Annotated in this window: 21 protein-coding genes; 11 read left to right on the forward strand and 10 right to left on the reverse strand. The window is 68.8% G+C overall.

What is annotated here, in order from left to right; translation table 11 throughout:
* Nucleotides 1-166: 166 nt before the first annotated feature.
* Nucleotides 167-412, forward strand: coding sequence for a hypothetical protein (locus tag ACAM57_RS25510; protein WP_369659401.1), 246 nt, complete (start codon nucleotides 167-169; stop codon nucleotides 410-412).
* 13 nt (nucleotides 413-425) lie between these two features.
* Here ACAM57_RS25510 and ACAM57_RS25515 read toward each other — a convergent pair whose 3' ends face one another.
* Complete coding sequence (locus ACAM57_RS25515) at nucleotides 426-680, reverse strand: hypothetical protein (protein ID WP_369659402.1); 255 nt, start codon at nucleotides 678-680, stop codon at nucleotides 426-428.
* Nucleotides 681-856: 176 nt separating this feature from the next.
* On the reverse strand, nucleotides 857-1,486 hold the full coding sequence (locus tag ACAM57_RS25520) for a DUF4337 domain-containing protein (RefSeq protein WP_369659403.1): 630 nt from the start codon (nucleotides 1,484-1,486) through the stop codon (nucleotides 857-859).
* Between the two features lie 122 nt (nucleotides 1,487-1,608).
* Between ACAM57_RS25520 and ACAM57_RS25525 the strand changes: the two genes are divergently transcribed.
* On the forward strand, nucleotides 1,609-3,270 hold the full coding sequence (locus ACAM57_RS25525; RefSeq protein WP_369659404.1) for a SulP family inorganic anion transporter: 1,662 nt from the start codon (nucleotides 1,609-1,611) through the stop codon (nucleotides 3,268-3,270).
* Here the strand turns inward: ACAM57_RS25525 and ACAM57_RS25530 are convergent.
* A complete protein-coding gene (locus ACAM57_RS25530; RefSeq protein ID WP_369659405.1) occupies nucleotides 3,245-4,201 on the reverse strand; it encodes a helix-turn-helix domain-containing protein in 957 nt (318 codons plus the stop codon). The genes ACAM57_RS25525 and ACAM57_RS25530 overlap by 26 nt on opposite strands.
* A gap of 229 nt (nucleotides 4,202-4,430) precedes the next feature.
* Between ACAM57_RS25530 and ACAM57_RS25535 the strand changes: the two genes are divergently transcribed.
* Genes ACAM57_RS25535 through ACAM57_RS25560 form a run of 6 tightly spaced genes read left to right on the forward strand, consistent with a single transcriptional unit; the run spans nucleotide 4,431 to nucleotide 10,396 of the window.
* Nucleotides 4,431-5,621, forward strand: coding sequence for an amino acid ABC transporter substrate-binding protein (locus ACAM57_RS25535; protein WP_369659406.1), 1,191 nt, complete (start codon nucleotides 4,431-4,433; stop codon nucleotides 5,619-5,621).
* A 4-nt stretch (nucleotides 5,622-5,625) separates the two neighbouring features.
* Complete coding sequence (locus ACAM57_RS25540) at nucleotides 5,626-6,504, forward strand: branched-chain amino acid ABC transporter permease (protein ID WP_184635186.1); 879 nt, start codon at nucleotides 5,626-5,628, stop codon at nucleotides 6,502-6,504.
* Nucleotides 6,501-7,439 carry a branched-chain amino acid ABC transporter permease gene (locus tag ACAM57_RS25545; protein ID WP_369659407.1) on the forward strand — a complete coding sequence of 313 codons (939 nt, stop codon included), beginning with the start codon at nucleotides 6,501-6,503 and terminating at the stop codon, nucleotides 7,437-7,439. Before ACAM57_RS25540 ends, ACAM57_RS25545 begins: the two co-directional genes overlap by 4 nt.
* Nucleotides 7,436-8,188, forward strand: a complete 753-nt coding sequence (locus tag ACAM57_RS25550; protein WP_369659408.1) for an ABC transporter ATP-binding protein — start codon at nucleotides 7,436-7,438, stop codon at nucleotides 8,186-8,188. Before ACAM57_RS25545 ends, ACAM57_RS25550 begins: the two co-directional genes overlap by 4 nt.
* Entirely contained in the window at nucleotides 8,185-8,904 is a 720-nt protein-coding gene (locus ACAM57_RS25555; RefSeq protein ID WP_369659409.1) for an ABC transporter ATP-binding protein, read from the forward strand. The genes ACAM57_RS25550 and ACAM57_RS25555 overlap by 4 nt, the downstream gene beginning before the upstream one ends.
* A gap of 40 nt (nucleotides 8,905-8,944) precedes the next feature.
* Nucleotides 8,945-10,396 (forward strand): aldehyde dehydrogenase, encoded by a 1,452-nt coding sequence (locus ACAM57_RS25560; protein ID WP_369659410.1) that lies wholly within the window; start codon nucleotides 8,945-8,947, stop codon nucleotides 10,394-10,396.
* On the opposite strand, the gene ACAM57_RS25565 is transcribed toward ACAM57_RS25560, so the two are convergent.
* The gene (locus ACAM57_RS25565; protein WP_369659411.1) at nucleotides 10,384-11,679 is read right to left on the reverse strand and encodes an aminotransferase class V-fold PLP-dependent enzyme; all 1,296 of its coding nucleotides are present in this window, start codon (nucleotides 11,677-11,679) and stop codon (nucleotides 10,384-10,386) included. The two genes, ACAM57_RS25560 and ACAM57_RS25565, sit on opposite strands and share 13 nt — an antisense overlap.
* Before the next feature lie 3 nt (nucleotides 11,680-11,682).
* Nucleotides 11,683-12,579 carry an amino acid ABC transporter substrate-binding protein gene (locus ACAM57_RS25570; protein WP_184635175.1) on the reverse strand — a complete coding sequence of 299 codons (897 nt, stop codon included), beginning with the start codon at nucleotides 12,577-12,579 and terminating at the stop codon, nucleotides 11,683-11,685.
* A gap of 134 nt (nucleotides 12,580-12,713) precedes the next feature.
* Here ACAM57_RS25570 and ACAM57_RS25575 point away from each other — a divergent pair, with 134 nt between their 5' ends.
* The gene (locus ACAM57_RS25575) at nucleotides 12,714-13,664 is read left to right on the forward strand and encodes a LysR family transcriptional regulator (protein WP_369659412.1); all 951 of its coding nucleotides are present in this window, start codon (nucleotides 12,714-12,716) and stop codon (nucleotides 13,662-13,664) included.
* A gap of 38 nt (nucleotides 13,665-13,702) precedes the next feature.
* Here ACAM57_RS25575 and ACAM57_RS25580 read toward each other — a convergent pair whose 3' ends face one another.
* Entirely contained in the window at nucleotides 13,703-13,897 is a 195-nt protein-coding gene (locus ACAM57_RS25580) for a hypothetical protein (RefSeq protein ID WP_126023050.1), read from the reverse strand.
* Nucleotides 13,898-14,210: 313 nt separating this feature from the next.
* Here ACAM57_RS25580 and ACAM57_RS25585 point away from each other — a divergent pair, with 313 nt between their 5' ends.
* Nucleotides 14,211-15,743, forward strand: a complete 1,533-nt coding sequence (locus tag ACAM57_RS25585; RefSeq protein ID WP_369659413.1) for a BBE domain-containing protein — start codon at nucleotides 14,211-14,213, stop codon at nucleotides 15,741-15,743.
* A gap of 29 nt (nucleotides 15,744-15,772) precedes the next feature.
* Nucleotides 15,773-17,023, forward strand: a complete 1,251-nt coding sequence (locus ACAM57_RS25590; RefSeq protein ID WP_369659414.1) for a lactonase family protein — start codon at nucleotides 15,773-15,775, stop codon at nucleotides 17,021-17,023.
* A gap of 6 nt (nucleotides 17,024-17,029) precedes the next feature.
* Here ACAM57_RS25590 and ACAM57_RS25595 read toward each other — a convergent pair whose 3' ends face one another.
* Genes ACAM57_RS25595 through ACAM57_RS25610 form a run of 4 tightly spaced genes read right to left on the reverse strand, consistent with a single transcriptional unit; the run spans nucleotide 17,030 to nucleotide 21,705 of the window.
* Entirely contained in the window at nucleotides 17,030-18,511 is a 1,482-nt protein-coding gene (locus tag ACAM57_RS25595; RefSeq protein WP_369659415.1) for an amidohydrolase family protein, read from the reverse strand.
* Nucleotides 18,508-19,419: a MurR/RpiR family transcriptional regulator gene (locus ACAM57_RS25600; protein ID WP_126023046.1), complete on the reverse strand. Its 912-nt coding sequence runs from the start codon at nucleotides 19,417-19,419 to the stop codon at nucleotides 18,508-18,510. Before ACAM57_RS25600 ends, ACAM57_RS25595 begins: the two co-directional genes overlap by 4 nt.
* 10 nt (nucleotides 19,420-19,429) lie before the next feature.
* The gene (locus ACAM57_RS25605; protein WP_369659416.1) at nucleotides 19,430-20,731 is read right to left on the reverse strand and encodes an amino acid deaminase; all 1,302 of its coding nucleotides are present in this window, start codon (nucleotides 20,729-20,731) and stop codon (nucleotides 19,430-19,432) included.
* Nucleotides 20,728-21,705 carry an ABC transporter ATP-binding protein gene (locus ACAM57_RS25610; RefSeq protein ID WP_369662476.1) on the reverse strand — a complete coding sequence of 326 codons (978 nt, stop codon included), beginning with the start codon at nucleotides 21,703-21,705 and terminating at the stop codon, nucleotides 20,728-20,730. The genes ACAM57_RS25605 and ACAM57_RS25610 overlap by 4 nt, the downstream gene beginning before the upstream one ends.
* Nucleotides 21,706-21,738: the final 33 nt, after the last annotated feature.

Here is a 21,738-nt window from a genome sequence, read left to right on the forward strand (position 1 = left end):
GTCGGACAAGAGCATCTCGCGTTGCCAGCGTTCGGGTGTCTTCGCGACAGGGGCCTCAGTGGATGTCCGACACGTGGCGCCTCATGAAGTCCTAGCGTTTCCCTTGAACGTGCGGATGTCTGCGCTCCTGCATTCATCCGCGCCGTCGCAGGAAAGGAAAGATGCCATGAGCGAACTATCGAGAAGACAGCAGGCAAGGGACGACCGGCGCGACAACCAGCGCGTGTTCGTGTTCAGCGTGACAGTGGCCATCCTCGTGATGCTCGGCGCGCTGATCTACTTCTACGCCGTGGACAAGCGCGGCGAAGGCCCCTCGCGTGAAACAGCCCCGCCGCCGGCCGCGCAGGTGCAGGGTGGCGCGCAGACCGCTCCCACCACTGCGCCGACGGCTCCGCAGCAGCAGCAGAAGTAGGCAGGCAGGCTGCTCAGGTGGGAAGCGTCGTCTGCTGTTCGTCGTCGAGTTGCGCCTGCTCTATCCAGGCGATGCAGCGGCACTTCAGGATGCCGATGCCGGTCTCGACCGAAATGCCGGGCCGCGTCAGCACCAGCTTGCACCGATGCTCGCCCCGGAACGCGATGTCCCCCACCGCGGCGAAGTTGCCGTCATCGGCCTTCAGCAGGCTGATAGTGCAGGTCCACGGCCCTGCCCGGCCGTCGTAGACGAAAGTTTCTCCATCCATGGCACACCCCGGTACTCAGTACAGGCGTGCCACCAGGATCGATGGGTTGGCGCGAGCAACAAGTGAACCCACCATACGCGCATTGCCTGGCGCGCGCCAAGCTTTATTCCGGAGGGAGGGTTTCTTGACGGGTGTCCGGTTTCGGCGCGATTTCGGAGCCCGAGGGGCCCGGAGGATTACACGTGGAATGCGGCCAAACCACCCACGGCAAGCCCCGCCACCGCCACCCCGAACATCGCCCGCTCCAGCCATTTGTTCTTCGTCAACAGTGCAATGGCAGCCAACGCAATAGAAACCTGCAGCACGGTAGTCGCCTGAGCCCACCGATGATGCTGATGCATCTGCTCATCCGACTTCGCATCCCACTTACTTGCTTCCGCCTCCAGTTTCTTCGCCTCGGTCTGGATGTCGGTCTTCTCCTGCTCGTAGCGCGCCACCTTGGCCTGCCAGCCCTGCTTGCGCGCTTCGTCGGCCGCGGTGTCGCGGGCGAATTCGGCGAGGGCCTGCTTGGTGCTCTTCGACTGGAAGTAATTCCACTGGTTGGAGGCTTCGGTCTTCTTGATGGCGGCGTTGTTCTTGTAGATGCCCGCGTTGGCCTGCGTGGCACCGCCCATGTACGCAAAGATGGCGCCGAAGGTGGCGATGACGGCCGTGCACATGGCGATCTTGCTCGTCATGCTCATGCCGCCGGAGTGCTCCGCCGCCGAGGCTGCGTGATGGCCGTCGCCATGACCGTGGCCGCCCGATGCGGCGTGTTCGAGTTCGTGATCGTGCGGGCCGTGCACGTGAAAGCCGTGTCCTGACATGGGATCCTTGTTGTAGAGACATATGGTTTTTCGGGCGCGCGCGAGTATGCCCGTTCGATGAGTCAGCTTCCGGTCCGCGAGCCATTGCCAGCATGGGGCGACAACAGCACACTTGCCTGCCCATGGCCGCCGAACCCTCGCCGACACCGACAGCCAACGCCCGCCACCCCGGCCTCGCCGACATCGTGGCCGGCATTTCCATCGCCGGCCTGCTTCTTCCCGAGGCTGTGGCCTATTCGGGCATCGCGGGGCTGCCGCCGCAGGCCGGAGTGATCGCACTCTTCGCGGGGCTGCTGGTCTACGGCCTCTTCGGCAGCAGCCGCTTCGCAATCGTTTCCGCCACCTCTTCGTCTGCCGCGGTGCTGTTCGCCGCCACCACGTCGGTGACGGGAGTGGACACCGCCACGCGGCTGGCGATGGGCATGGGCATCGTTCTTCTCGCCGGGGTGTTCTTCGTCATCGCGGGCATTGCCCGGCTCGGCGCGGTGTCCAGCCTGATCGCCAAGCCCGTGCTGCGCGGCTTCGCGCTGGGGCTGGCGCTCACCATCGTGGTCAAGCAGTTGCCCAAGGTGCTCGACGTGCATCCGGCGCACAGCGATTTCTTCCGACTCTTCGCAGGGCTGGTGGCCGACTGGCGGCACTGGAACATCGCGGGCGCGGCAATGGCGCTCACGGCACTGGTGCTGCTGCGCGGCCTTGCACGCTGGCGCGCGGTGCCGGCGGCGCTGCTGGTGATCGTGGCCGGCATCGTGCTCGACGTGTGCGGCCTCTGCCACGCATGGGGCGTGGCGGCGGTGGGGCCGATTTCGCTCGACTTCTCTCATCCGACGGTGCCGCAGCTCGACCGGGCGCAGTGGCAGAACCTCGGCGGGCTGGCTTTCGCGATGGCATTGATCCTCTATGCGGAATCCTACGGCTCGATCCGTACCTTCGCGATGCGCCATGGCGACAACGTGTCGGCCAACCGCGACCTGCTGGCGCTGGGCGGCGCGAACCTGCTGTCGGCGCTGTTCCAGGGCATGCCGGTGGGCGCAGGCTACTCGGCCACCTCGGCCAACGAATCCGCGGGTGCTAGAAGCCGGGCGGCCGGCATCGTGGCGGGGCTGGTGGTGCTGGTGGCGGTGCTCACGCTGCTGCCGTGGATCGCGCACACTCCCGAGCCTTTGCTGGCGGCCATCGTGATCCACGCAGTGAGCCACACGCTAAGCCCTACGGCGCTGCGGCCCTACTTCCAGTGGCGGCGCGACCGGCTGGTGGCGCTGGTGGCGGTCGCGGCGGTGCTGGTGCTGGGCGTGCTCAACGGTCTGCTGGCGGCCATCGGCGTGAGCATCCTACTGCTGCTGCGCGGCTTCACGCGCACCACCGTGAGCTGGCTCGGGCGGCTCGGCCAGAGCCACGACTTCGTCGATACCGCGCGCCACCCCGAGGCGGTGGTGCCCCCGGGTGTACTGATCGCGCGGCCCGAGGTGCCGCTCTTCTTCGGCAATGCGGACGCGGTGTTCGCGTCGATCCGCGCGCGCATCGACGTCACGCCGGGCCTGCAGCGCATGGTGCTGAGCCTGGAGGAATCGCCCGACCTCGACGCGACCAGCATCGAGGCACTGTGCGACTTCGCGGCCTACGTGCGCGTGCGCGGCGTGCGCCTGTCGCTGGCGCGTGTGAAGGACGACGTGCGCGACCTGCTGGCCAAGGTGAATTCGCCCGATCTGCACGCCGAGGTGTATGCGCCGTGGAGCGTGGACGATGCGGTGCCGCCGGTCAGCGCAGCTTCGCCTGCCGCCTGAACTCGCTCGGGCTGCCACCCGTGTGCTCGCGGAACACGCGGCTGAAGTGCGAGAGGTTGCCGAAGCCGGAGGCCAGCGCGATGTCGGTGATCGACCTCGCGGCGTTGGCCGGGTCCAGCAGCTCGCGGATGCTTGCCGCCAGCCGCTGGTGCTGGATGTAGCCGTTGAGGGTTTCGTCGTCGTCGGCGAAGGCGCTGTGCAGCAGTCGCTTGCTGCAGCGCAGGGCCAGGGCCATGCTGTCGATCGACAGCGCCGGGTCGTGCAGGTTCTGCGCAACGTGGCGGCGGATGCGGTCTTTCAGGGCCTCGCGCTGCGTCTGCAGCGTTTCCTGGCCCGCCAGCTCCATCAGCGAAAGGCGCACGAGCTGGATCAGCAGTTCGCCCGCGCCGCGCGCGGCGGCCTCGCTCATGAAGGGCAGCTCCAGGTAGGTGTTGCGCATGGTCTCCAGCGCCACGCGCGAGATGCCGCTGCCGCCGCCGATGCGCCGCGCCACCAGGTCGTTGAGCGGCAGCGCGGGCGATGCGATCTGGTTCTTGGGCAGCATCACGATCAGGTGGTCGCTGCGCTCGGGGTTGGCCACGGTGTAGTCGGCGGTGGTGTCGTAGAGCGTCCATCCGCCCGAGCGCACCGCCGCCGCGCGGCCGCGCTGCGTGACCTCGGCCGAGCCCTGCCAGGGCGCGACGATCTTCAGGTAGGGCGCCTCGCTCAGCCGCGCCATCTGCGTGGTGCGCAGCACGCGGTGGCGGTTGGCCTCCAGCCGCGTGAGGATCACGTCGCCCGCGTGCGAGGCCGCGAGGTGGCCGTCGAATTCGCTGTCGTCGTAGAGGTCGGAGCCCAGTCCGCCGAAGTGGCGCCACACCCATTCGCACCACAGCGGCCCGCGCTCCTTGGGCGGGATCTGGTCGGTGGACAGGAGCAGCGAGGCGGTCATGCGGGCTGGGCGGCTGTAACGGCAGTGGAGACGAGAACGAAAGATTTCAGCACGAAGCCGGGTTGCCGCGCATTGTGAAGCGCCTTCGCGGCCCAAGGGATTGCGGGTTAACCACTAGGCGCGTGCACGCTGCGTCAAGTGCTTTGTGCGCGGCTGGCACAGCGCGCGAAGGCTGCGATTTCTACGATTCCGGGCAGCGGGCGCATACCGACGCCCGGAGGAGACTTCAATGCTTCGACCCGATCGCCGCACCTGGATCAAGGGCACCGCCACCGCCTTCGGAGCGGCCGCCGTCGCGCCGCAACTGTTCGCCCAGAGCGGCCCCGTGAAGATCGGCTACGCCATCGCACGCACAGGCCCCTGGGCGGCAGGCGCGCAGGTGAGCCAGGAACCCAACTACCTGCTGTGGGCCGAGCAGGTCAACGCGGCGGGCGGGCTCTCGGTGAAAGGCACGAGGCGCCCCATCGAGCTGATCGGCTACGACGACCGCAGCGAGACCGAGACCTGCGTTCGCACCTTCGAGAAGCTCATGGGCAGCGACAAGGTCGACCTGGTGCTGCCGCCCTGGGGCTCCGGCGCCAACTTCGCGGTCGCGCCGCTAGCCAACCGCTTCGGTTATCCGCTGCTGGCGCCCACCGCGCTCTCGCGCAAGCTGATCGACATGCGCCTGCCGTTCTTCTTCTCGCTGCTGCAGCAGCCCGACAAGATGATGGGCGCGCTGGTCGACATGCTGGTGGCGAACAACGTGAAGACCATCGCCATCGTCTACATGGACGACCTGTTCGGGCTGGAGAACTTCGCGGCGCTGAACAACGCGCTGAAGAAGACGAGCATCCAGGTGGTGGAGCGCAAGAGCTACCCGCTGGGCGTGAAAGACCTCGCGCCGGTGCTGCGCACCATCAAGGACCTGAGCCCCGACGCCTTCATCGGCATCACCTACCCGCCGGACACCATCCTCGCGAGCCGGCAGGCGCGCGAGGTGGGATTCAACCCGAAGCATTTCTACGCTTCTGTCGGCACCGCCTTCCAGCTCTACAGGAACGTGATGGCCGCCAACACCGAGGGCGTGATCGGCATGGGCTCGTGGAACGGCAAGACAAGCCCCGAGGCCAAGGCCTACTTCGACGCACACACGAAGAAGTTCGGCAAGGAGCCCGATCGCTGGGCCAGCGGCCATGCATGGGCCGGGCTGCAGATACTTCAGCAGGCGGTGGAGAAGATCGGGCTGGACCGCAAGGCGCTGCGCGAGCACATCGCGAAGAACGAGTTCAAGACCATCCTCGGCCCGATCCGCTTCGAGGGCAGCGAGAACGCGTCGATTCCGGGCACGGTGTCGCAATGGCAGGGCGGCGACTTCGAAGTGGTCTGGCCGAAAGACCGCGCCACCGCGCAGCTGATGCCGAAGCCGGCCTGGAAGTAGGCACGTGTCTTTCTCCGGATGGGCCGAGCTTCTGGCCGGCGGACTGATCACGGGCGGCATCTACGCGCTGGTGGCCATCGGGCTGAACCTGCAGTACGGGCTGATGCGCATCATGAACATCTCGCACGGCGAGTTCCTGATGCTGGGCGCCTTCGCGACCTGGTGGGCGCACACCGCGCTGGGCGTGTCGCCGCTGCTGTTCATGCCGGTGGCCTTCGTGCTGCTGATGGCGCTGGGCATGGCGGTGCACCGGCTGTGCTTCCGGCAGGTGGCGGCGCGCGCGCCGAACGTCGACGTGTTCGAGGCGCGCAGCCTGATGGTGGGCTTCGGCCTGATGTTCCTGGTGCAGAACACCGCCCTGCTCGTGTGGGGCGGCGACCTGCGCGGCTACGACTACCTGGCCGACCCGGTGCAACTGGGCGAGATGCGCTTCACCGCCAACAAGCTGGTGCTCTTCGGCGTGGCGCTGGCGCTGAGCCTGGTGCTCATCGCGCTGCTCAAGCTCACACTGCTGGGCAAGGCGGTGCGCGCGCTGATGCAGTCGCCCACCGGCGCGCAGCTGGTGGGCATCAACACCAGGCGGCTGCATCCGCTGATGTTCGGCATCGGCCTGGGCCTGTCGGGCGTGGCCGGCTCGCTGCTGTCGATGACCTATGAAATCTCTCCCTCGATGGGCGAGCCCTACACGGTGACGGCGCTGATCGTCATCACCCTCGGCGGCTTCGGCAGCGTCGCGGGCAGCCTGGTCGGCGGCCTGCTGCTGGGCGTGGTGGAGGCGCTGGGCATGCACTTCACCAGCCCCTCGCTCAAGATGCTGCTGTCTTACGCCGTGTTCATCGGCGTGCTGATCTGGCGGCCCAACGGACTGTTCTCCAGAAAATGACTCTTCTCCTGTCTGCAACGAACAAGCCCTGGTGGGTGCTCGGCGCCGGCCTCGTGCTGGCGGCTGCCGTGCCATGGGTGGCGACGGAGTTCGTGGCTTCGGTCGCGCTCGGCTGCCTGATGTACATCGCACTGGCCACGAGCTGGTCGCTCTTCTGCGGTGCCACGCGCTATCTCTCGCTCGCCACCTCGGCCTTCTTCGGGCTCGGCGCGTATGCGAGCGCGACGCTGCTCGAGGTGCTGCCCTGGCCGCTGGTGATATTGAGCGGCGCGGCCGTCGCGAGCGCGGTGGCGGTGCTGATGGGCGCGGCAGTGCTGCACCTGCGCGGCACCTACTTCGCGGTGCTGACCTTCGGCATGACGGAGCTGATCCGCCACGCCGTGACCTTCGTCGAGAAGCAGGTCTCGGGCACGGTGGGCCGCGTGCTGAGCGTGGTGCCATCGAACGAGACGGTGTATCTCACGGTGCTGGCCATAGCCGGTGCCGCCATCGCCACGGCGCTGCTCGTCAAGCGCAGCCGCTTCGGGCTGGCGCTCGCGGGCATCGGCGCCGACGAGCAGCGTGCCCAGACACTGGGCGTGGACACGCGCCGCGCGAAGGTGATGGGCTTCGCGCTCACCGCCGCCTTCGCGGGCGCGGTCGGCGCGGCCATGGCGGTGCGCTGGACCTACATCGACCCGCCAGCGGTGTTCAGCCCCTTCATCGGCTTCCAGACCGTGCTGATCGCGATGATCGGCGGCGCGGCCAGCATCGGCGGGCCGGTGGCCGCGGCCGTCGTGTTCAGCCTGCTGTCGGAAACGCTGCGGCTGCAGCTGCCCTACGGCTACATGATGGTGCTGGGGCTGCTGCTGATCCTTTGCGTGATGTACCTGCCCGACGGGCTCGCGTCGCTGTGGCGGCGCAAGGCGCCGGCGTCGAGGGAGGCGCGGCCATGAGCAATCCGCGGATCCTGCTGGAAGCCCGCGAGCTCACGGTGCGCTTCGGTGGCCTCACCGCCGTCGACTCGGTGAGCGCCACGCTGCGCTCGGGCGAGATCGTCGGAATCATCGGACCGAACGGCGCGGGCAAGACGACCTTCTTCAACGCCATCTCGGGCGTGGTCATGCCGACCTCCGGCCGGCTGCTGGTGGAGGACGGCATCGAGCTGACGCGGCGCGGCCCGCACTTGTACGCGGCCCACGGCATCGCGCGCACCTTCCAGACGCCGCGCGTGATGGCCGACATGACGCTGGCAGACAACGTTCGCTTCGGCATGCAGTTCGCGGGCAGGCACCGCGAGCCCATCGCGGGGCTGGGCAGCACGGGCGAGATCCTCGACATGCTGGGCCTCGGCGCGCTCGCGAACAACACCGCCGCCGGCATCACGCCCTCGCAGCAGCGGCTGCTGGAGATCGGCATGGCGCTCGGCACCCGGCCGCGCGTGTTGCTGCTCGACGAGGTGGCGGCGGGGCTCACCGAGGCGGAGGTCGACGCGATGGCGCGGCGCATCCGCCGGCTGCGCGACGAGCACGGGCTCACGGTCGTGTGGATCGAGCATGCGGTGGCCACGCTGCTGAAGTACGTGGAGCGCGTGCTGGTGCTTCACCAGGGCCGCAAGATCGCCGACGGCACGCCCGCCGAGGTGGTGCGCAACGCGGAGGTGGTCGAGGCCTACCTCGGCGACGAGGTGGAGGCGACGGCATGAGCGGCACGAACATGAGCCACATGAGCGCGCGCGGCCTGTCGGCCGGCTATCACGGCTTCCAGGTCATCCAGGGCATGAGCCTGGAAGTGCAGCCCGGCGTCACCGTCGTACTGGGCCCCAACGGCGCGGGCAAGACCACGCTGCTGAAGGCGCTGGCCGGCCTGCTGCCGCGAACCGGCGAGGTGCTGCTCGACGGCGTCGCCCTGCCTTCGGCCGACGCTGCCGCTTGCGTGAAGCGCGGCCTCGCGCTGGTGGCCGAGGGGCGCCAGCTCTTTGCGCAGATGACGGTCACCGAGAACCTGGAGCTTGGCGGCTGGCTCATTCCGGCGCGGCTGCGCGCCGAGCGCCTCGCGCGCGCCTTCGACGACTTTCCGCGCCTGAAGGAGCGCGCCACGCAGCTCGCCGGCACCATGAGCGGCGGCGAGCAGCAGATGGTGGCCGTGGCCCGCGCCATGATGAGCGGGCCGCGCCTCCTGATGCTCGACGAGCCCTCCCTGGGCCTCGCGCCGCGCATGGTCGACGAGCTGCTGTCCATCGTGCGCCGCATCGCCTCGCAGGGCGTGACGGTGCTGATGGTCGAGCAGAACGTGCGCAAGGCGCTGCAGGCCGCCGACCGGGGCTATGTGCTCGAACGCGGGCGCGTCGTGGCTTCGGGCGAGGCGCAGGCGCTGCTGAATTCCGACGCGGTGCGCCAGGCCTACCTGGGCGTCGCCTGATACCCCCTCTTTCTTCTTTTCTCCTCGCAAAGGACTTCCCATGACCGACATTTCCATGCTCATCGACGGCGAGCGCCGCGCGGCCACCGGCGGCGCGACCTTCGAGCGCCGCAACCCGCTGGACGGCGGCATCGCCACGCGCGCGCCGGCCGCCACGCCGGCCGACGCAGTCGCCGCCGTCGAGGCCGCGCACCGCGCCTTCGCCGCATGGTCGGCCACCGGCCCCGGCGAGCGCCGCGCCGCGCTGCTGAAGGCCGCGCATGCGCTCGAAGCGCGCGCCGATGCCTTCGTGCAGGCGATGGCACGCGAGACCGGCGCATCGGCGCTGTGGGCAGGCTTCAACGTGCACCTGGCGGCAGGCATCCTCACCGAGGCCGCATCGCTCACCACGCAGATCGCGGGCGAGGTGATTCCTTCGGACGTGCCCGGCAGCCTCGCCTTGGGCGTGCGGCAGGCGGCGGGCGTGGTGGTCGGCATCGCGCCGTGGAACGCGCCGGTGATCCTCGCCACGCGCGCCATCGCGACGCCGCTGGCCTGCGGCAACACCGTGGTGCTGAAGGGCTCGGAGCTGTGCCCGCAGACGCACGCGCTCATCATCGAGGCGCTGGACGAAGGCGGGCTGCCCAGGGGCGTCGTCAACTTCGTGACCAACGCGCCCGCAGACGCCGGCGCGGTGGTCGAGGCGATGGTGGCGCACCCGGCCGTGCGGCGAGTCAACTTCACCGGCTCCACGCGCGTGGGCCGGCTCATCGCGCAGACCTGCGCGAAGTACCTGAAGCCCGCCGTGCTCGAACTCGGCGGCAAGGCGCCCTTCGTGGTGCTGGACGACGCGGACCTCGACGCGGCGGTGAACGCGGCCATCTTCGGCTCCTTCGCCAACTCGGGGCAGATCTGCATGTCGACCGAGCGCATCGTGGTCGACAACGCGGTGGCCGACGAGTTCGTCGCCAGGTTCGCGGCCCGCGCGCAGTCGCTGCCGCTGGGCGATCCGCGCGAAGGCCCGGTGGTGCTCGGCTCGGTGGTCGACATGAGCACGGTGAAGCGCTGCAACGCGCTCATCGACGACGCGCTGGCCAAGGGCGCCAAGCTGGTGTGCGGCGGCAAGGCCGACAACACGCTGATGCCCGCCACCGTGCTCGACCATGTGACGCCGGCGATGGAGATCTACCGCGAGGAATCCTTCGCGCCGGTGAAGGCGGTGGTGCGCGTGAACGGCGAGGAAGAAGCGGTGGCGGTTGCCAACGACAACGAGTTCGGCCTCTCTTCAGCGGTGTTCGGCCGCGACGTGGCGCGCGCGTGGAACGTGGCGAAGCGCATCGAGTCCGGCATCTGCCACGTGAACGGACCTACGGTGCATGACGAGGCGCAGATGCCCTTCGGTGGCGTGAAGGCCTCGGGCTACGGCCGCTTCGGCGGGCGTGCGGGCGTGGAGGCCTTCACGGAACTGCGCTGGGTGACCGTGCAGACCACGCCGCGGCACTACCCGTTCTGAGCGATCTCGCGGGTGATGCGCAGGAACTTCTCGATGTCGGCCATCGAGTGGCAGTGCAGCGGTGACACCCGCACCGTGCCCGCGAGCCCGAAGGATTCCAGCATGCGCTTCGAGTAGATGCTGCTGGCCACGCGCTCGTAGACCGTCACGCCGCGCTTTGCATACTCGACCACCGCCTGCGTGCAGTCGATGCGGTCGAAGCCGATGCCCAGGATCAGGTCGCGCTTGCTCAGGTCCTCGTAGTCGAGGAAGACGTTGACGCCTTCCATCTTGCGCATGCCTATGGCGTTCGCGTTGCCGTCGAGCAGCGCCGACAGCAGCGCGCGCTCGTGCAGCTCGATGTGCGTGATGCCCGCGACGAACAACGCGCGGCGATCCGTGGCCTGGGTGAAGTGCCCGCCCAGCCAGCACACGTAGTCGACGATCTCGGTGAGCACCGCGAACTGCCACGGCGAGGCGCTGCCCAGGTCCCAGTAGCCGGGCTTCTTGCCGGCCAGCTTGTGGTGCGGCAGCACGGCCGCGCGCTCGGACACCCACGACAGCCCCGAGCCCCGGCAGCCGAAGAACTTGTAGGGCGCGAGATTGATGCCGTCCACCGGCGTCTTCTGCAGGTCGATGAGACCGTGCGGCGCGTGCTGCACGGCGTCGACCAGGATGTACAGGTCGGGCTTGATCTCGCGCGCGCGGCGCACGATGGCTTCCATGTCGAGCTTGGCGCCCGAGATGTTCGACGCGTGGATCACGTTGAGCAGGCAGGTGTCCTTGTCGACCAGCCGCACGATCTCGTCCACGTCCACGCCGCCGGTGACGGGGTTGCTCTTCGCCACGCGCAGCTCGCGGCCCAGCCGCTGGGCGTAGAGGCTCATCGCGTCGAATGCCGAGGGGTGCTCCAGCACGGTGGTGACCATGTTCGTGCCCGGCACGTTCTCGGCCACCGCGCGCACCATGTCGAACATCGCGCCCGAGGCGGTGAGCGAGGCGTACACGCTGCCGCCGGTGGCGTTGAGGATGGTGCGCAGGTCGTCGCAGCCCCTGGCCTGGATCTGCTGCAGCTCGACGGCCGTGGCGTGGATGCGCTCGGTGTTGTCGGGAATGGCATCGACCTGCGCGAAACGCTCGGCCGCGGCCTTCAGGCGGAAGGAGCCGCCGGCGTTGTCGAAGTACAGGCGCTCGCGGCCATGGTGGTCGTGGTCGACCTGCAGGAAGCGCGCTTTCACCTCGCGCATGAGCGCGTCAGGAAAGGCCAGTCCGTGGGGGTGTTTGGAAGACAGCTCGGAACCCATCGCTCAGACGCCCTTGTTGTTCGGGTTCTTGTAGATCTCGCGCACCGCGTCCGTCATCGGGAAGTTGAGGTTCGCGTTCCTCGGCGGGATCGGCGAGAGGAACCACTTGGTGTAGAGCTGCTCGATGGCGCCCGACTTCATCAGGCCCGTGACGGTCTCGTCCACCAGCGCCTTGAACTGCGGATCGTCCTTGCGCAGCATGATCCCGTAGGGCTCCTGGCGCAGCGATTCCTTGAGGATCTTGTATTCGCCCGGGTTGGGCGCGCTGGCGATCATGCCGGCGAGCTGCACGTCGTCGAGCACATAGGCGTCGGCGCGGCCGTTGGACAGCCGGAGGAAGCCGTCGGAGGTGTCCTTGCCGGGGATCTCGTTGACTTCGATGGCGCCGCTCTTGCGCGCGACGCGCAGCAGCTGGATCGAGGTGCTGCCCGAGACGGTGGCCACGTTCTTGCCGTTGAGGTCGGCGAAGGTGTCGATGCCGGAGTTCCTGCGCACGGCGGCAGTGATGTTGGCCACGAAGTGGCTGGGCGCGAAGTCCACCTGCTGCTGGCGCTGCGTGGTGTTGGTGGTGGTCGCGCAGTCGAGGTCGACGGTGCCGTTCTGCAGCAGCGGAATGCGGTTGGTCGAGTTGAGCATGGTGTAGCGCACCTCTATCTTCGCGAGGCCCAGCCTGGCCTTCACCGCGTCGACGATCTTCAGGCAGATGTCGTTGGTGAAGCCGATGGGGTCGCCGTCGGAGCCGAGCTTGTACGAGAACGGGATCTGGCTGTCGCGCGCGCCGATCTGGATCGTGCCGCTGTCCTTGATCTTCTGCAGCGTGCCGCCGTCCTGGGCGCTGGCGGCGGCACAGGCGAATGCGAGAGCCAGTCCGAATGCGAGGGGCAGTTTCCTGAAGTCCATGGCGGGTTCCTTGAAGAAGAGTCGATGACGGTGGATCGGGGCGAATCTTCAGCCTCGCCATCAATTTCCAAAAGCGATTTTTTGTGATCGAATCACATGAGAAAAAGCGTTCCTTCGGAGCCCGCTCCACCGTGATGACCTTCAAGCAACTCGAAGCCCTGTACTGGATCGCCCGCCTCGGCGGCTTCGCGCAGGCCGCCAACCAGCTGCACACCTCGCAGTCGGCCATCTCCAAGCGGGTGCACGAGCTGGAGCAGTTGTTCGAGACCGAGCTGTTCGACCGCAGCCAGCGCACCGCCCGCCTCACCGAGAAGGGAGAGGAGATGTTCGTGCTCGCGCGCAAGCTGCTGGAGCAGCGCGACGCGGCCATCGAGCAGTTCGGCAAGCCGGGCGTGGTGGAGCGGCGCATCCGCCTCGGCGTGACCGAGCTCACGGCGATGACCTGGCTGCCGCGGCTGGTCGGCCTGATCCGGCAGCACTACCCGAAGGTGATCCTCGAGCCGGACGTGGACGACAGCCTGCAGCTGCGCGACAAGCTGCTGGCCGACGAACTCGACCTGGTCATCGTGCCCGACACCTTCGCCGACTCGCGCATGCCGCACAAGGTCATCGGCCAGGTGAGGAGCGCGTGGATGTGCAAGCCGGGCGTGGTGCCTTCACCTTCCAATGGCGCCGCCATGCGGCTGCACGAACTGGCGCGCCACCGCATGCTGGTGCAGGGCAACAACTCCGGCACCGGCCGCGCCTACGACGCATGGATGAAGGAGCAGGGCGTGCAGCCCGCCGACGTGATCGTGGTGAGCAACCTGGTGGCGCTGACCGGGCTGACGGTGTCGGGCCTGGGCGTGAGCTACCTGCCGCGCGAGTGCCTTCAGCCGCTGGTGACGGCCGGCATGCTTTCAGTGGTCGAGGTGGCGCCCGCCCTGCCGGTGGTGCGCTACGTGGCGATGCACAAGGGCGAGCACCGCAGCGCCCTCACCTCGTCGATCGTGATGCTGGCGCAGGAGTGCTGCGACTTCACGCGCATGTTCCAGGCGCAAGGGGAGGAAGAGAAGAAGGAGTACGGACGGCCGGCTCCGGCCTGAGCGCCGCCGCCGAGGACGCCCATTCTGATGAAGCCGCGTCAGCGGCTGTCGCCGACCGGGGAAAGGTCGGAAAGATCGGGATGCATGTGCTGCAGCGCGAGCGACAGCCGGACCACGCGCTCCCGCGCACCCGGCTCGCCCCGGGCGAGTGCGCCCAGCGCGGCTTCGTAATCGTCGGTGAGCTGTTGCCACAGCTCGAAGTCGGCGCCAAGGCCTTCAGCGTCCTTGTCCATCTTTGCTCCAGTAGGAATTCGACGGCCGATGTAGATGCGCAAGTTTGACTGATTTTGACCGTGAACGTTAGAACTTTAGCGGTCTCAGGGTTATAGCTGTCGAAATACTGCGACGAAGTGCGCCGGCAGGGCGGTCGGCATCTAAGGGTTCCTACGGTGAAAGTATTTTTCAATACAGCCAAAAATTCGCGCCAGTGAGCCAGTAAAAAGCCAAATCCAAGCGAAAAACAAGGCATATAAGAAAAAACATTTCAAGCCTTGCCGTTTCTACAAACCAAAAGCTCCGTTGCAAGACATCCGTTGGAAGGTGCCCATGACCATCACCGTGACACGCCAGGACGCCCGCTACAACACCCTGAAGAAGGGTTTCAACCTGCGATGGCCCTCGACGGAATCGGACGCCGCCTCCCGCATCGAGCTGGCGGAAAACGCCGCCGACGCGGCCTCCGCGCTGCAGCGCATCGTCGACGCGGGCCTGCGCCCCACCCTGCGCAGCGGCGGGCATTGCTATGAGGACTTCGTCTCCAACAATCCCGACGGCGCAATCCTCGACCTGAGCCTGCTCGACCAGGCCGGCGCCGCAGCCCGCGGCGACGGCCGCTTCCGCATAGGCCCCGGCACGCAGAACTGGACCGGCTACCTCGATCTCTACAAGCGCGGCAACGTCACCCTGCCCGGCGGCTCCTGCTACTCGGTGGGCGCGGGCGGCCACATCTGCGGCGGCGGCTACGGCCTGCTGTCGCGGCTGCAGGGGCTCACGGTCGACTGGCTCTCTGCGGTGGACATCCTCACGGTGGACAACCGCGGCAAGGTGGTGCCGCGCACCGTCGACGCCGACCGCGACCCCGACCTGTTCCGCGCCTGCCGCGGCGCGGGCGGCGGCAATTTTGGCGCGATCACCAGCTACGTGTTCGACAAACTTCCCACGGCGCCGCGCGAGGTCGCGCTGGCGGTGGTGGCCTTCGACTGGGCCAGCATGACGCCCGAGCGCTTCACCGCCCTGCTCACCACCTATGGCGACTACTGGGCCACGCGCGGCAAGTCCCCCGACACCTGGGGCATGTTCTCGCTGCTGAAGCTCACGCACCGCTCGGCCGGCCAGATCGTGATGCTCACCCAGTTCTGCAACCCCGACGGCACCTGCAACGACCTGACGGTGCTCAACGACTTCCTCGACCGCTTCCGCGCCTGCGCGCCCGTGCCCGCCAAGGGCCGCCCGTTCGGCGTGGGCCCGGCACCGCAGCGCGACGCGGGCCAGTTGCTGTGCTCCAGGCCGCACACCGTGACGCGCTACGACTGGCTCACCGCCACGCAATATCTCAACGGCTCCGGCGAAAACCAGCGCGGCAAGTACAAGTCGGCCTACATGAAGCAGAACTTCAGCGCGCGCGAGGCGCAGCGCATCTACACGCACCTCACGCGCACCATCGCCGGCGTGGACCTGAGCCAGTCGCTGCTGCAGGTCGATTCGTACGGCGGCGCCGTCAACAACCCAGAGCGCATCGCCGACACCGCAGTGCCGCAGCGCGCATCGATCATGAAGCTGCAGTACCAGACCTACTGGCGCGACGCGAAGGACGACGCCGGCCACCTGCGCTGGATCGGCGACTTCTACCGCGACGTGTACGGCACGCCCGACGTGCCCGAGCGCCGCGCCGGCACGCCCTACCCCGGCGAGCGCTACGAGGGCTGCTACATCAACTACCCCGACAACGACATGCTGGCCTACCCCTTCTGGCCGCAGCTCTACTACGGCGACCAGGGGCTCTACGACTTCCTGCGCAAGGTGAAGCGCCGCTACGACCCGAACAACATCTTCCACCACGCGATGTCGGTGCGTCCGTGACGAGGCCCGATCGAGAGAGGAACGACACCATGACAGCCCAGACCGGCCAGAACCGCCGCACCGTCATGCAATGGCTCGGCGGCGCATCCACGCTCGGCGCGCTCTCGCCCGTGCTGCCCGCCAATGCGCAACAAGCCCCGGCCCCAGCCGTGCCCGCGGAAGCGCCCGCCGGGCCGGCGCCCCGCTTCGCCTATGTCGGCACCTACACCTTCGACGCTCCCGGCGGCACGGCCGGCGGGCCGGCCTCGAAAGGCATCTACGTGCTCGCCATGCAGGACGGAGGCTGGACGCCGCTGCAGACGGTGGAAAGCGCGAACCCGTCCTTCCTGGCCGTGCATCCGAACCGGCGCTTCCTCTACGCGATCAACGAGATCGACACGTACCAGGGCCTGCCCACCGGCACTGCCGAGGCCTACGCCATCGACGAGCGCAGCGGCCGGCTCACGCTGGTCAACCGCCAGCCGCTGTCGCTCTCGGGCGTGATCCCGGCGCACCTGGCCGTGTCGCCCGACGGCCGGGCGCTGGTGGTAGCGCTGTATGGCGGCGGTGCCTACAACGTGCTGCCCATCGGCACCGATGGCGCGCTCGGCAAGGTCTCGGGCATCGAGAAGGAAACCGGCTCCGGCCCCGACACCGAGCGGCAGGAGTCTCCGCACCCGCACATGGTGCAGTTCGATGCCTCGGGTGGGCGCGTGCTCGCGACCGACCTCGGCAGCGACCGCATCAACGTCTTCACCCTCGCGGAAGGCAAGCTGGCGCCCATCGGCCGCACGGCCGTGCAGGCCGGCAGCGGGCCGCGCCACCTGACGCTGCATCCGTCGCAGCGCCATCTCTACGTGGTGGGTGAGCTCGATGCATCCGTGAGCTGCTACGGCTACGACGCGGCGAGCGGCGCTGTCGGGGCGCAGCGGCAGCGCGTCTCGACCCTGCCCGACGGCTACACCGGCCAGAAGAGCGCGGCTGCGCTGGTGATGCATCCCTCGGGGCAGTTCCTCTATGCAAGCAACCGCAGGCTGAAGTCGGAGCATCCGCTGGCCGACAGCATCGCCGCGTTCCGCGTCGACGCGGCCAGCGGCAACCTGACGCCGCTGCAGCATTGGAGCGAGGGCCTGCGCTTCCCGCGCGCCCTGGCTGCCGCCGCCGATGGCAGGCACCTGTACGCGCTGAGCCAGAAGGGCGACACCATACTGCGCCTGCGCATCGACCCCGCCACCGGCCGGCTCGACCAGCCAGTGCAGGTGGCGCAGGTGCCTACGCCGGTCTGCCTTGTGTTCGCCTGACCGGAGCTAGCTCGCGCTGCCGCGCGTGAGCATCCGCCCCGCGCGCGCGAGCACGCGGGCCTCGGCCTCGCCGCCGCGATAGGCCAGCACGCCGTTCACGAACACACGCTCCACGCCCAGGCTCACGCCATGCGGCTTGTCGTAGGTGGCGGTGTCGGCGATGGTCTCGGGGTCGAAAACCACCACGTCGGCCATGGTGCCGGCGCGCAGCAGGCCGCGGTCGGCGATGCGCAGGTTGCGCGCGGTCATCCCGGTCATCTTGTGCACCGCCTGCTCCAGCGTGAACAGCCGGCGCTGGCGCCAGTAGCGCGCGAACACGCGCGGGAAGGCACCCCACAGGCGCGGATGCGGATGGCGGTCGTGCGGCAGGCCGTCGCTGCCGATCATGGTGAGCGGATGCGAGATGACGCGCTCCACGTCTTCCTCCTGCATCTGGAAGTAGCAGGCGCCGCCGGGCTTCAGCCGCAAGCAGGCCTCCTGCTCGCTCACGCCCCACTCGCGCGCGATGTCCGAAATGAGCCGCCCCGTCATCTCCGGGTGCGGGTCGGACCAGGTCAGCAGCACGTCGATCACGCCGTCCACCAGGTCCTCGCGCAGCACGGTGGAGCCTGCCACGTAGGGGTACACGTCCATCGCGATCTTCTGGCGCTGCGCGAGCGACTCGATCAGCGGCAGCGTTTCCTTGGTGCGGCCCCAGTTGGCGGGGCCGGCGCACTTGTGGTGCGAGATCACCAGCGGCACGCCGGCCTCGAAGGCGCAGTCGCCGGCCTCGTGCAGCGCCTCGATGATCTGCTGCATCTCGCTGCGCAGGTGCGTGGCGTAGACGCCGCCGTGGCGGCTCACCACGCGCGCCAGTGCCGTCACTTCTTCGGCGGGCGCCGCGAAGGCCTCTTCATAGAACAGGCCCGAGGACATGCCGTGCGCCCCATCGGCCATGCAGCCGTCGAGCAGCGCCTCCATGCGCGCCAGCTCTTCGGCGCTGGCCGGGCGGTCCAGCGCCTGCATGGCCGCGAAGCGCAGCGTGGTGTGGCCCACCAGCGCAGCCACGTTGAGCGCGGGCTGCGTCGCATCGACGGCCGCGCGGTACTCGGCCATGGTCGCGTGCCTGAACGAATCGGCGCCCAGCAGCGTGAGCGGCGGCAGCGACTGCGGCGTGCGGTACGGCGCGAGCGAGATGCCGCAGTTGCCCGTCACCACCGTGGTGATGCCCTGCGACACCTTCGGCAGGCACAGCGGGTCGCGCAGCACGATGGCGTCGTCGTGCGTGTGCGCGTCGATGAAGCCGGGGGCGATCACCTTCGCGCGGCAGTCGACGACTTCGACATCGGCCAGCGCCAGCCCCTGCGGCAGCCGGTCGCGCAGGCCTTCGCCGAGCGCGACGATGCGGTCGCCCTGCAGCAGCACGTCGCCCGGCCACGAAGGTCCGCCCGAGCCGTCGACCACCAGGCCCGCTTCGAGCAGCACGGCCCTGTTCTCGTCTCCGCTCACGATGCGCTCCCTCCGTCGTTCACGCCGCCGCCGTCCCAGCTTTGCAGCGGATGCGTGGTGGCGTCGATGCCGTGGCGCTGGAAGGCTTCGCGCGCACGCTGCAGGCGCTGCACCGCGGGCTCGCCGCGGCGCTGAGCCACCAGCACGGTGAGGATCTCGATGACCGTGAGGTGCGTGAGGTAGGCGTCGATGCCCACGTGCATCACCGCGTCGTCGGGCACCGACAGGCCCAGCAGGAAGTCGGCCCTGGCCGCGAGCGCCGTGCCCGGCCGCGTGAGCGCGACCACCTTGGCGCCCTGCCCGCGCGCGATGTCCACCGCGTCGAGCAGCGAGGGCATGCCGCCCACGTGCGAGATGGCGATGACCACGCCGCCCGGCCGCTGTGCCGCGCCCGCCACCTGCTGCAAGTGGTAGTCGGCCCATGCGTTGGCCGACAGGCCCAGGCGGAAGAGCCGAGCCTGCAGGTCGTTGGCCATGAACCAGGAAGTGGCACCCGCGCCGTACAGGTCGACGTGCGGCGCGGCCGCGATGGCGGCCACGGCGCCGTCGAGCACCTGCATGTCGAGCTGGCCGCGCACGCCCGAAACCGAAGCCGCCGCGCTGCGCGCGATCTTGCCGACCACTTCGTCGGCCGCGTCCTCGATGTTCACGCGGCGGTGCAGCGGCGAGCCGCCCAGCGCGAGTTCCTGCGCGAGCGCGAGCTTGAACTCGCGCAGGCCCGCGAAGCCGAGGTCGCGGCAGGTGCGCATGATGGTGGGCACCGAGCTGCGCGAGCGCTCGGCCAGCTGCTCGAAGCTTTCTTCGAGCACGCGGTCGGGGTCTTCGAGGATCAGGTCGAGAATCGCGCGCCGCGTCGCCGGGGCGTCGCTGCGGATGTCCGCGATCTTCTGGAGCAGTGATGGGGTCATCGGGATGCGATCAGAAGTGCATGGCCACCGCGTCGCTCACGCGGTAGTCCTGCTCGACAACCGGCATCCAGTGCCACTTGTCGAACGTGGTGCAGGGGTGCGAGATGCCCAGGCCCACGCGGTCGCCGACCTTCGGCGCCTCGGCTTCCTCGTTCGCGTCCCAGCGCAGGTAGGCGTGCTGGTCGTTCAGCGCGGTGATCTTCCAGCCGGCGGGAACGCCCTGCGGCTGCAGCACGCCGCGCGCAGCGCGCGCGATGGGCACGGGCAGCGAGAGGTCGAAGGAGATGTCGCGCTTGCCCACCGCCAGGATCGCCAGGCCGGCCTCCGGGCGCGACTGCACCGTGGCCCAGACTTCCATCGCCGGCACCAGGCTTTCTCCGCAACCGCAACCCAGGCGCTCGTCCACCGCGCTCACCATGCGCTTGTAGAAGCCGTGGTCGTGCGTCACGTAGCAGCCCGAGCGCAGCAGGCCGCGCACCGGCGCACCGAGCGCGGGCTTGAGCCGGCCGGCCACCAGGTCGAAGATGGCCGAGCCGCCGGCGGAGACCAGCACCTCGTCGGTCTCGAAAAGACTGTTCTCGTCGCAGTGGCGCGCCACGGCTTCCACGCGGTCCATCAGCGCCTTGGCATAGGCCGTGTCGGGCTCGCTCTGGCCGGTGGCGCCCTGCCCTTCGTAGCACTCGATGCCCACCAGCCGCACGGCCTCGCTGGCGCGCAGGCGCGCGGCCAGCGCCACGGCTTCCTCGTGCGTGCGGCAGCCGGTGCGCGCGCCGTCCACGCCGATCTCGATCATCACGTCGAAGGGCACGCTCTCGGGATGGCGCTTCGACCAGTCTTCGATGAGCGCCAGCTGCGCCAGCGAATCGACCAGGAACACGATGCGCAGGTCGGCATGCTCGCTCAGCAGCATCTGGATGCCGGCCAGGTCCTCGTCGCTCACCACCTGGTTGGCGATGAGCGTGCGGCGCGCGCCGGCCGCCACGCCCACGGCCAGCTGCGTGACGGTGGCGAAGGTCAGGCCCCAGGCGCCGGCGTCGAGCTGGCGCCGGAAAAGCTGCGGCGACATGGTGGTCTTGCCGTGCGGCGCGAGGTCGATGCCCCACTCGCGCACGCGCGACTGCATCCACGCCAGGTTGTGCTCCAGCGCCTCGCGCTTGAGCACGGCCAGCGGCAGCGGCAGGTCGCCTGCCAGCACGTTCCAGCCGGCGGCGCCGATCTCGCTGCGGCGGCGCGGCGCGGCGGTGCGCGGATAGCCCTTGAAGTTGCTGCCCAGCAGCGGGTCGGTGAAGTCGGTGGCGGCGGTCATGGTCATGCGGCAATGTTTGATGGCAGTTCTTTGCGGATGCAGGCGCTGTAGTGTCCCGCTGAAATCTCCTCCAGCGGCGGCACCGTCTGAGCGCAGGCATCGATGGCGTGCGGGCAGCGCGTGCGGAACACGCAGCCCGAGGGCGGCGCGATGGGACTCGGGATGTCGCCCTTCAGTGCAATGCGCTCGGTCGTCATCTCCGGGTCGGGTTTGGGGCTCGCGGCCAGCAGCGCGCGGGTGTAGGGGTGCGAGGGGCGCGCGAACAGTTCCTCGGTGGTGGCGACTTCCATCACCTTGCCGAGGTAGAGCACCACCACGCGGTCGCACAGGTACTCCACCACGTCGAGGTCGTGCGAGATGAAGAGCATCGTCAGCCCGAGCCGCTCGCGCAGGTCGGCCAGCAGGTTGATGACCTGCGACTGGATCGACACGTCGAGCGCCGACAGCGGCTCGTCGGCCACGATGAATTCGGGCTCCACGGCCAGCGCCCGCGCCACGCCGATGCGCTGGCGCTGCCCGCCCGAGAACTCGTGCGGGAAGCGGTTGGCATGCTCGGCGCGCAGGCCCACGGTTTCGAGCAGTTCGGCGATGCGCCTGTCGCGCGCCGCCGCCCCCTTGTGCAGGCCGTGCGTGGACAGCGCCTCGCCGAGGATCGCGCTGATGCGCATCTTCGGGTTCAGGCTGGCGTACGGGTCCTGGAAGATGATCTGCAGCTTGCTGCGCAGCCGGCGCATGCGCTCGGCCGAGAGCTCGCCTATGTCGTCACCCCGGTAGAACACTTGGCCGCTGGTTCGCTCGAGCAGGCGCAGCACGGTGCGGCCGATGGTGCTCTTGCCCGAGCCCGATTCGCCGACCAGGCCCAGCGTCTCGCCGGGCTGGATCGCGAAGGAGACGTCGTCGACGGCGCGTACCGGGCGGTCGCTGCTGCCGAAGTATTTCTTGAGTCCGCGGACTTCGATGAGGGGAGCGGCGGTGGTCATCGTGGGCATTCGGTATTGGCTCCTTCTCCCGCT

The sequence above is a fragment of the Variovorax sp. V15 genome (assembly GCF_041154425.1).
GTDB classification, from domain to species: Bacteria; Pseudomonadota; Gammaproteobacteria; order Burkholderiales; family Burkholderiaceae_C; genus Variovorax; species Variovorax guangxiensis.

What these genes read in the sequence shown, in the direction of transcription:
- ACAM57_RS25515 (WP_369659402.1), bottom strand. Translation starts at nt 680, where the DNA reads ATGGATGGAGAAACTTTCGTCTACGACGGCCGGGCAGGGCCGTGGACC.
- ACAM57_RS25565 (WP_369659411.1), bottom strand. Translation starts at nt 11,679, where the DNA reads ATGGGTTCCGAGCTGTCTTCCAAACACCCCCACGGACTGGCCTTTCCT.
- ACAM57_RS25600 (WP_126023046.1), bottom strand. Translation starts at nt 19,419, where the DNA reads ATGACCCCATCACTGCTCCAGAAGATCGCGGACATCCGCAGCGACGCC.
- ACAM57_RS25555 (WP_369659409.1), top strand. Translation starts at nt 8,185, where the DNA reads ATGAGCGGCACGAACATGAGCCACATGAGCGCGCGCGGCCTGTCGGCC.
- ACAM57_RS25580 (WP_126023050.1), bottom strand. Translation starts at nt 13,897, where the DNA reads ATGGACAAGGACGCTGAAGGCCTTGGCGCCGACTTCGAGCTGTGGCAA.
- ACAM57_RS25535 (WP_369659406.1), top strand. Translation starts at nt 4,431, where the DNA reads ATGCTTCGACCCGATCGCCGCACCTGGATCAAGGGCACCGCCACCGCC.
- ACAM57_RS25530 (WP_369659405.1), bottom strand. Translation starts at nt 4,201, where the DNA reads ATGACCGCCTCGCTGCTCCTGTCCACCGACCAGATCCCGCCCAAGGAG.
- ACAM57_RS25575 (WP_369659412.1), top strand. Translation starts at nt 12,714, where the DNA reads ATGACCTTCAAGCAACTCGAAGCCCTGTACTGGATCGCCCGCCTCGGC.
- ACAM57_RS25520 (WP_369659403.1), bottom strand. Translation starts at nt 1,486, where the DNA reads ATGTCAGGACACGGCTTTCACGTGCACGGCCCGCACGATCACGAACTC.
- ACAM57_RS25510 (WP_369659401.1), top strand. Translation starts at nt 167, where the DNA reads ATGAGCGAACTATCGAGAAGACAGCAGGCAAGGGACGACCGGCGCGAC.
- ACAM57_RS25585 (WP_369659413.1), top strand. Translation starts at nt 14,211, where the DNA reads ATGACCATCACCGTGACACGCCAGGACGCCCGCTACAACACCCTGAAG.
- ACAM57_RS25570 (WP_184635175.1), bottom strand. Translation starts at nt 12,579, where the DNA reads ATGGACTTCAGGAAACTGCCCCTCGCATTCGGACTGGCTCTCGCATTC.
- ACAM57_RS25610 (WP_369662476.1), bottom strand. Translation starts at nt 21,705, where the DNA reads ATGACCACCGCCGCTCCCCTCATCGAAGTCCGCGGACTCAAGAAATAC.
- ACAM57_RS25590 (WP_369659414.1), top strand. Translation starts at nt 15,773, where the DNA reads ATGACAGCCCAGACCGGCCAGAACCGCCGCACCGTCATGCAATGGCTC.
- ACAM57_RS25560 (WP_369659410.1), top strand. Translation starts at nt 8,945, where the DNA reads ATGACCGACATTTCCATGCTCATCGACGGCGAGCGCCGCGCGGCCACC.
- ACAM57_RS25550 (WP_369659408.1), top strand. Translation starts at nt 7,436, where the DNA reads ATGAGCAATCCGCGGATCCTGCTGGAAGCCCGCGAGCTCACGGTGCGC.
- ACAM57_RS25525 (WP_369659404.1), top strand. Translation starts at nt 1,609, where the DNA reads ATGGCCGCCGAACCCTCGCCGACACCGACAGCCAACGCCCGCCACCCC.
- ACAM57_RS25545 (WP_369659407.1), top strand. Translation starts at nt 6,501, where the DNA reads ATGACTCTTCTCCTGTCTGCAACGAACAAGCCCTGGTGGGTGCTCGGC.
- ACAM57_RS25605 (WP_369659416.1), bottom strand. Translation starts at nt 20,731, where the DNA reads ATGACCATGACCGCCGCCACCGACTTCACCGACCCGCTGCTGGGCAGC.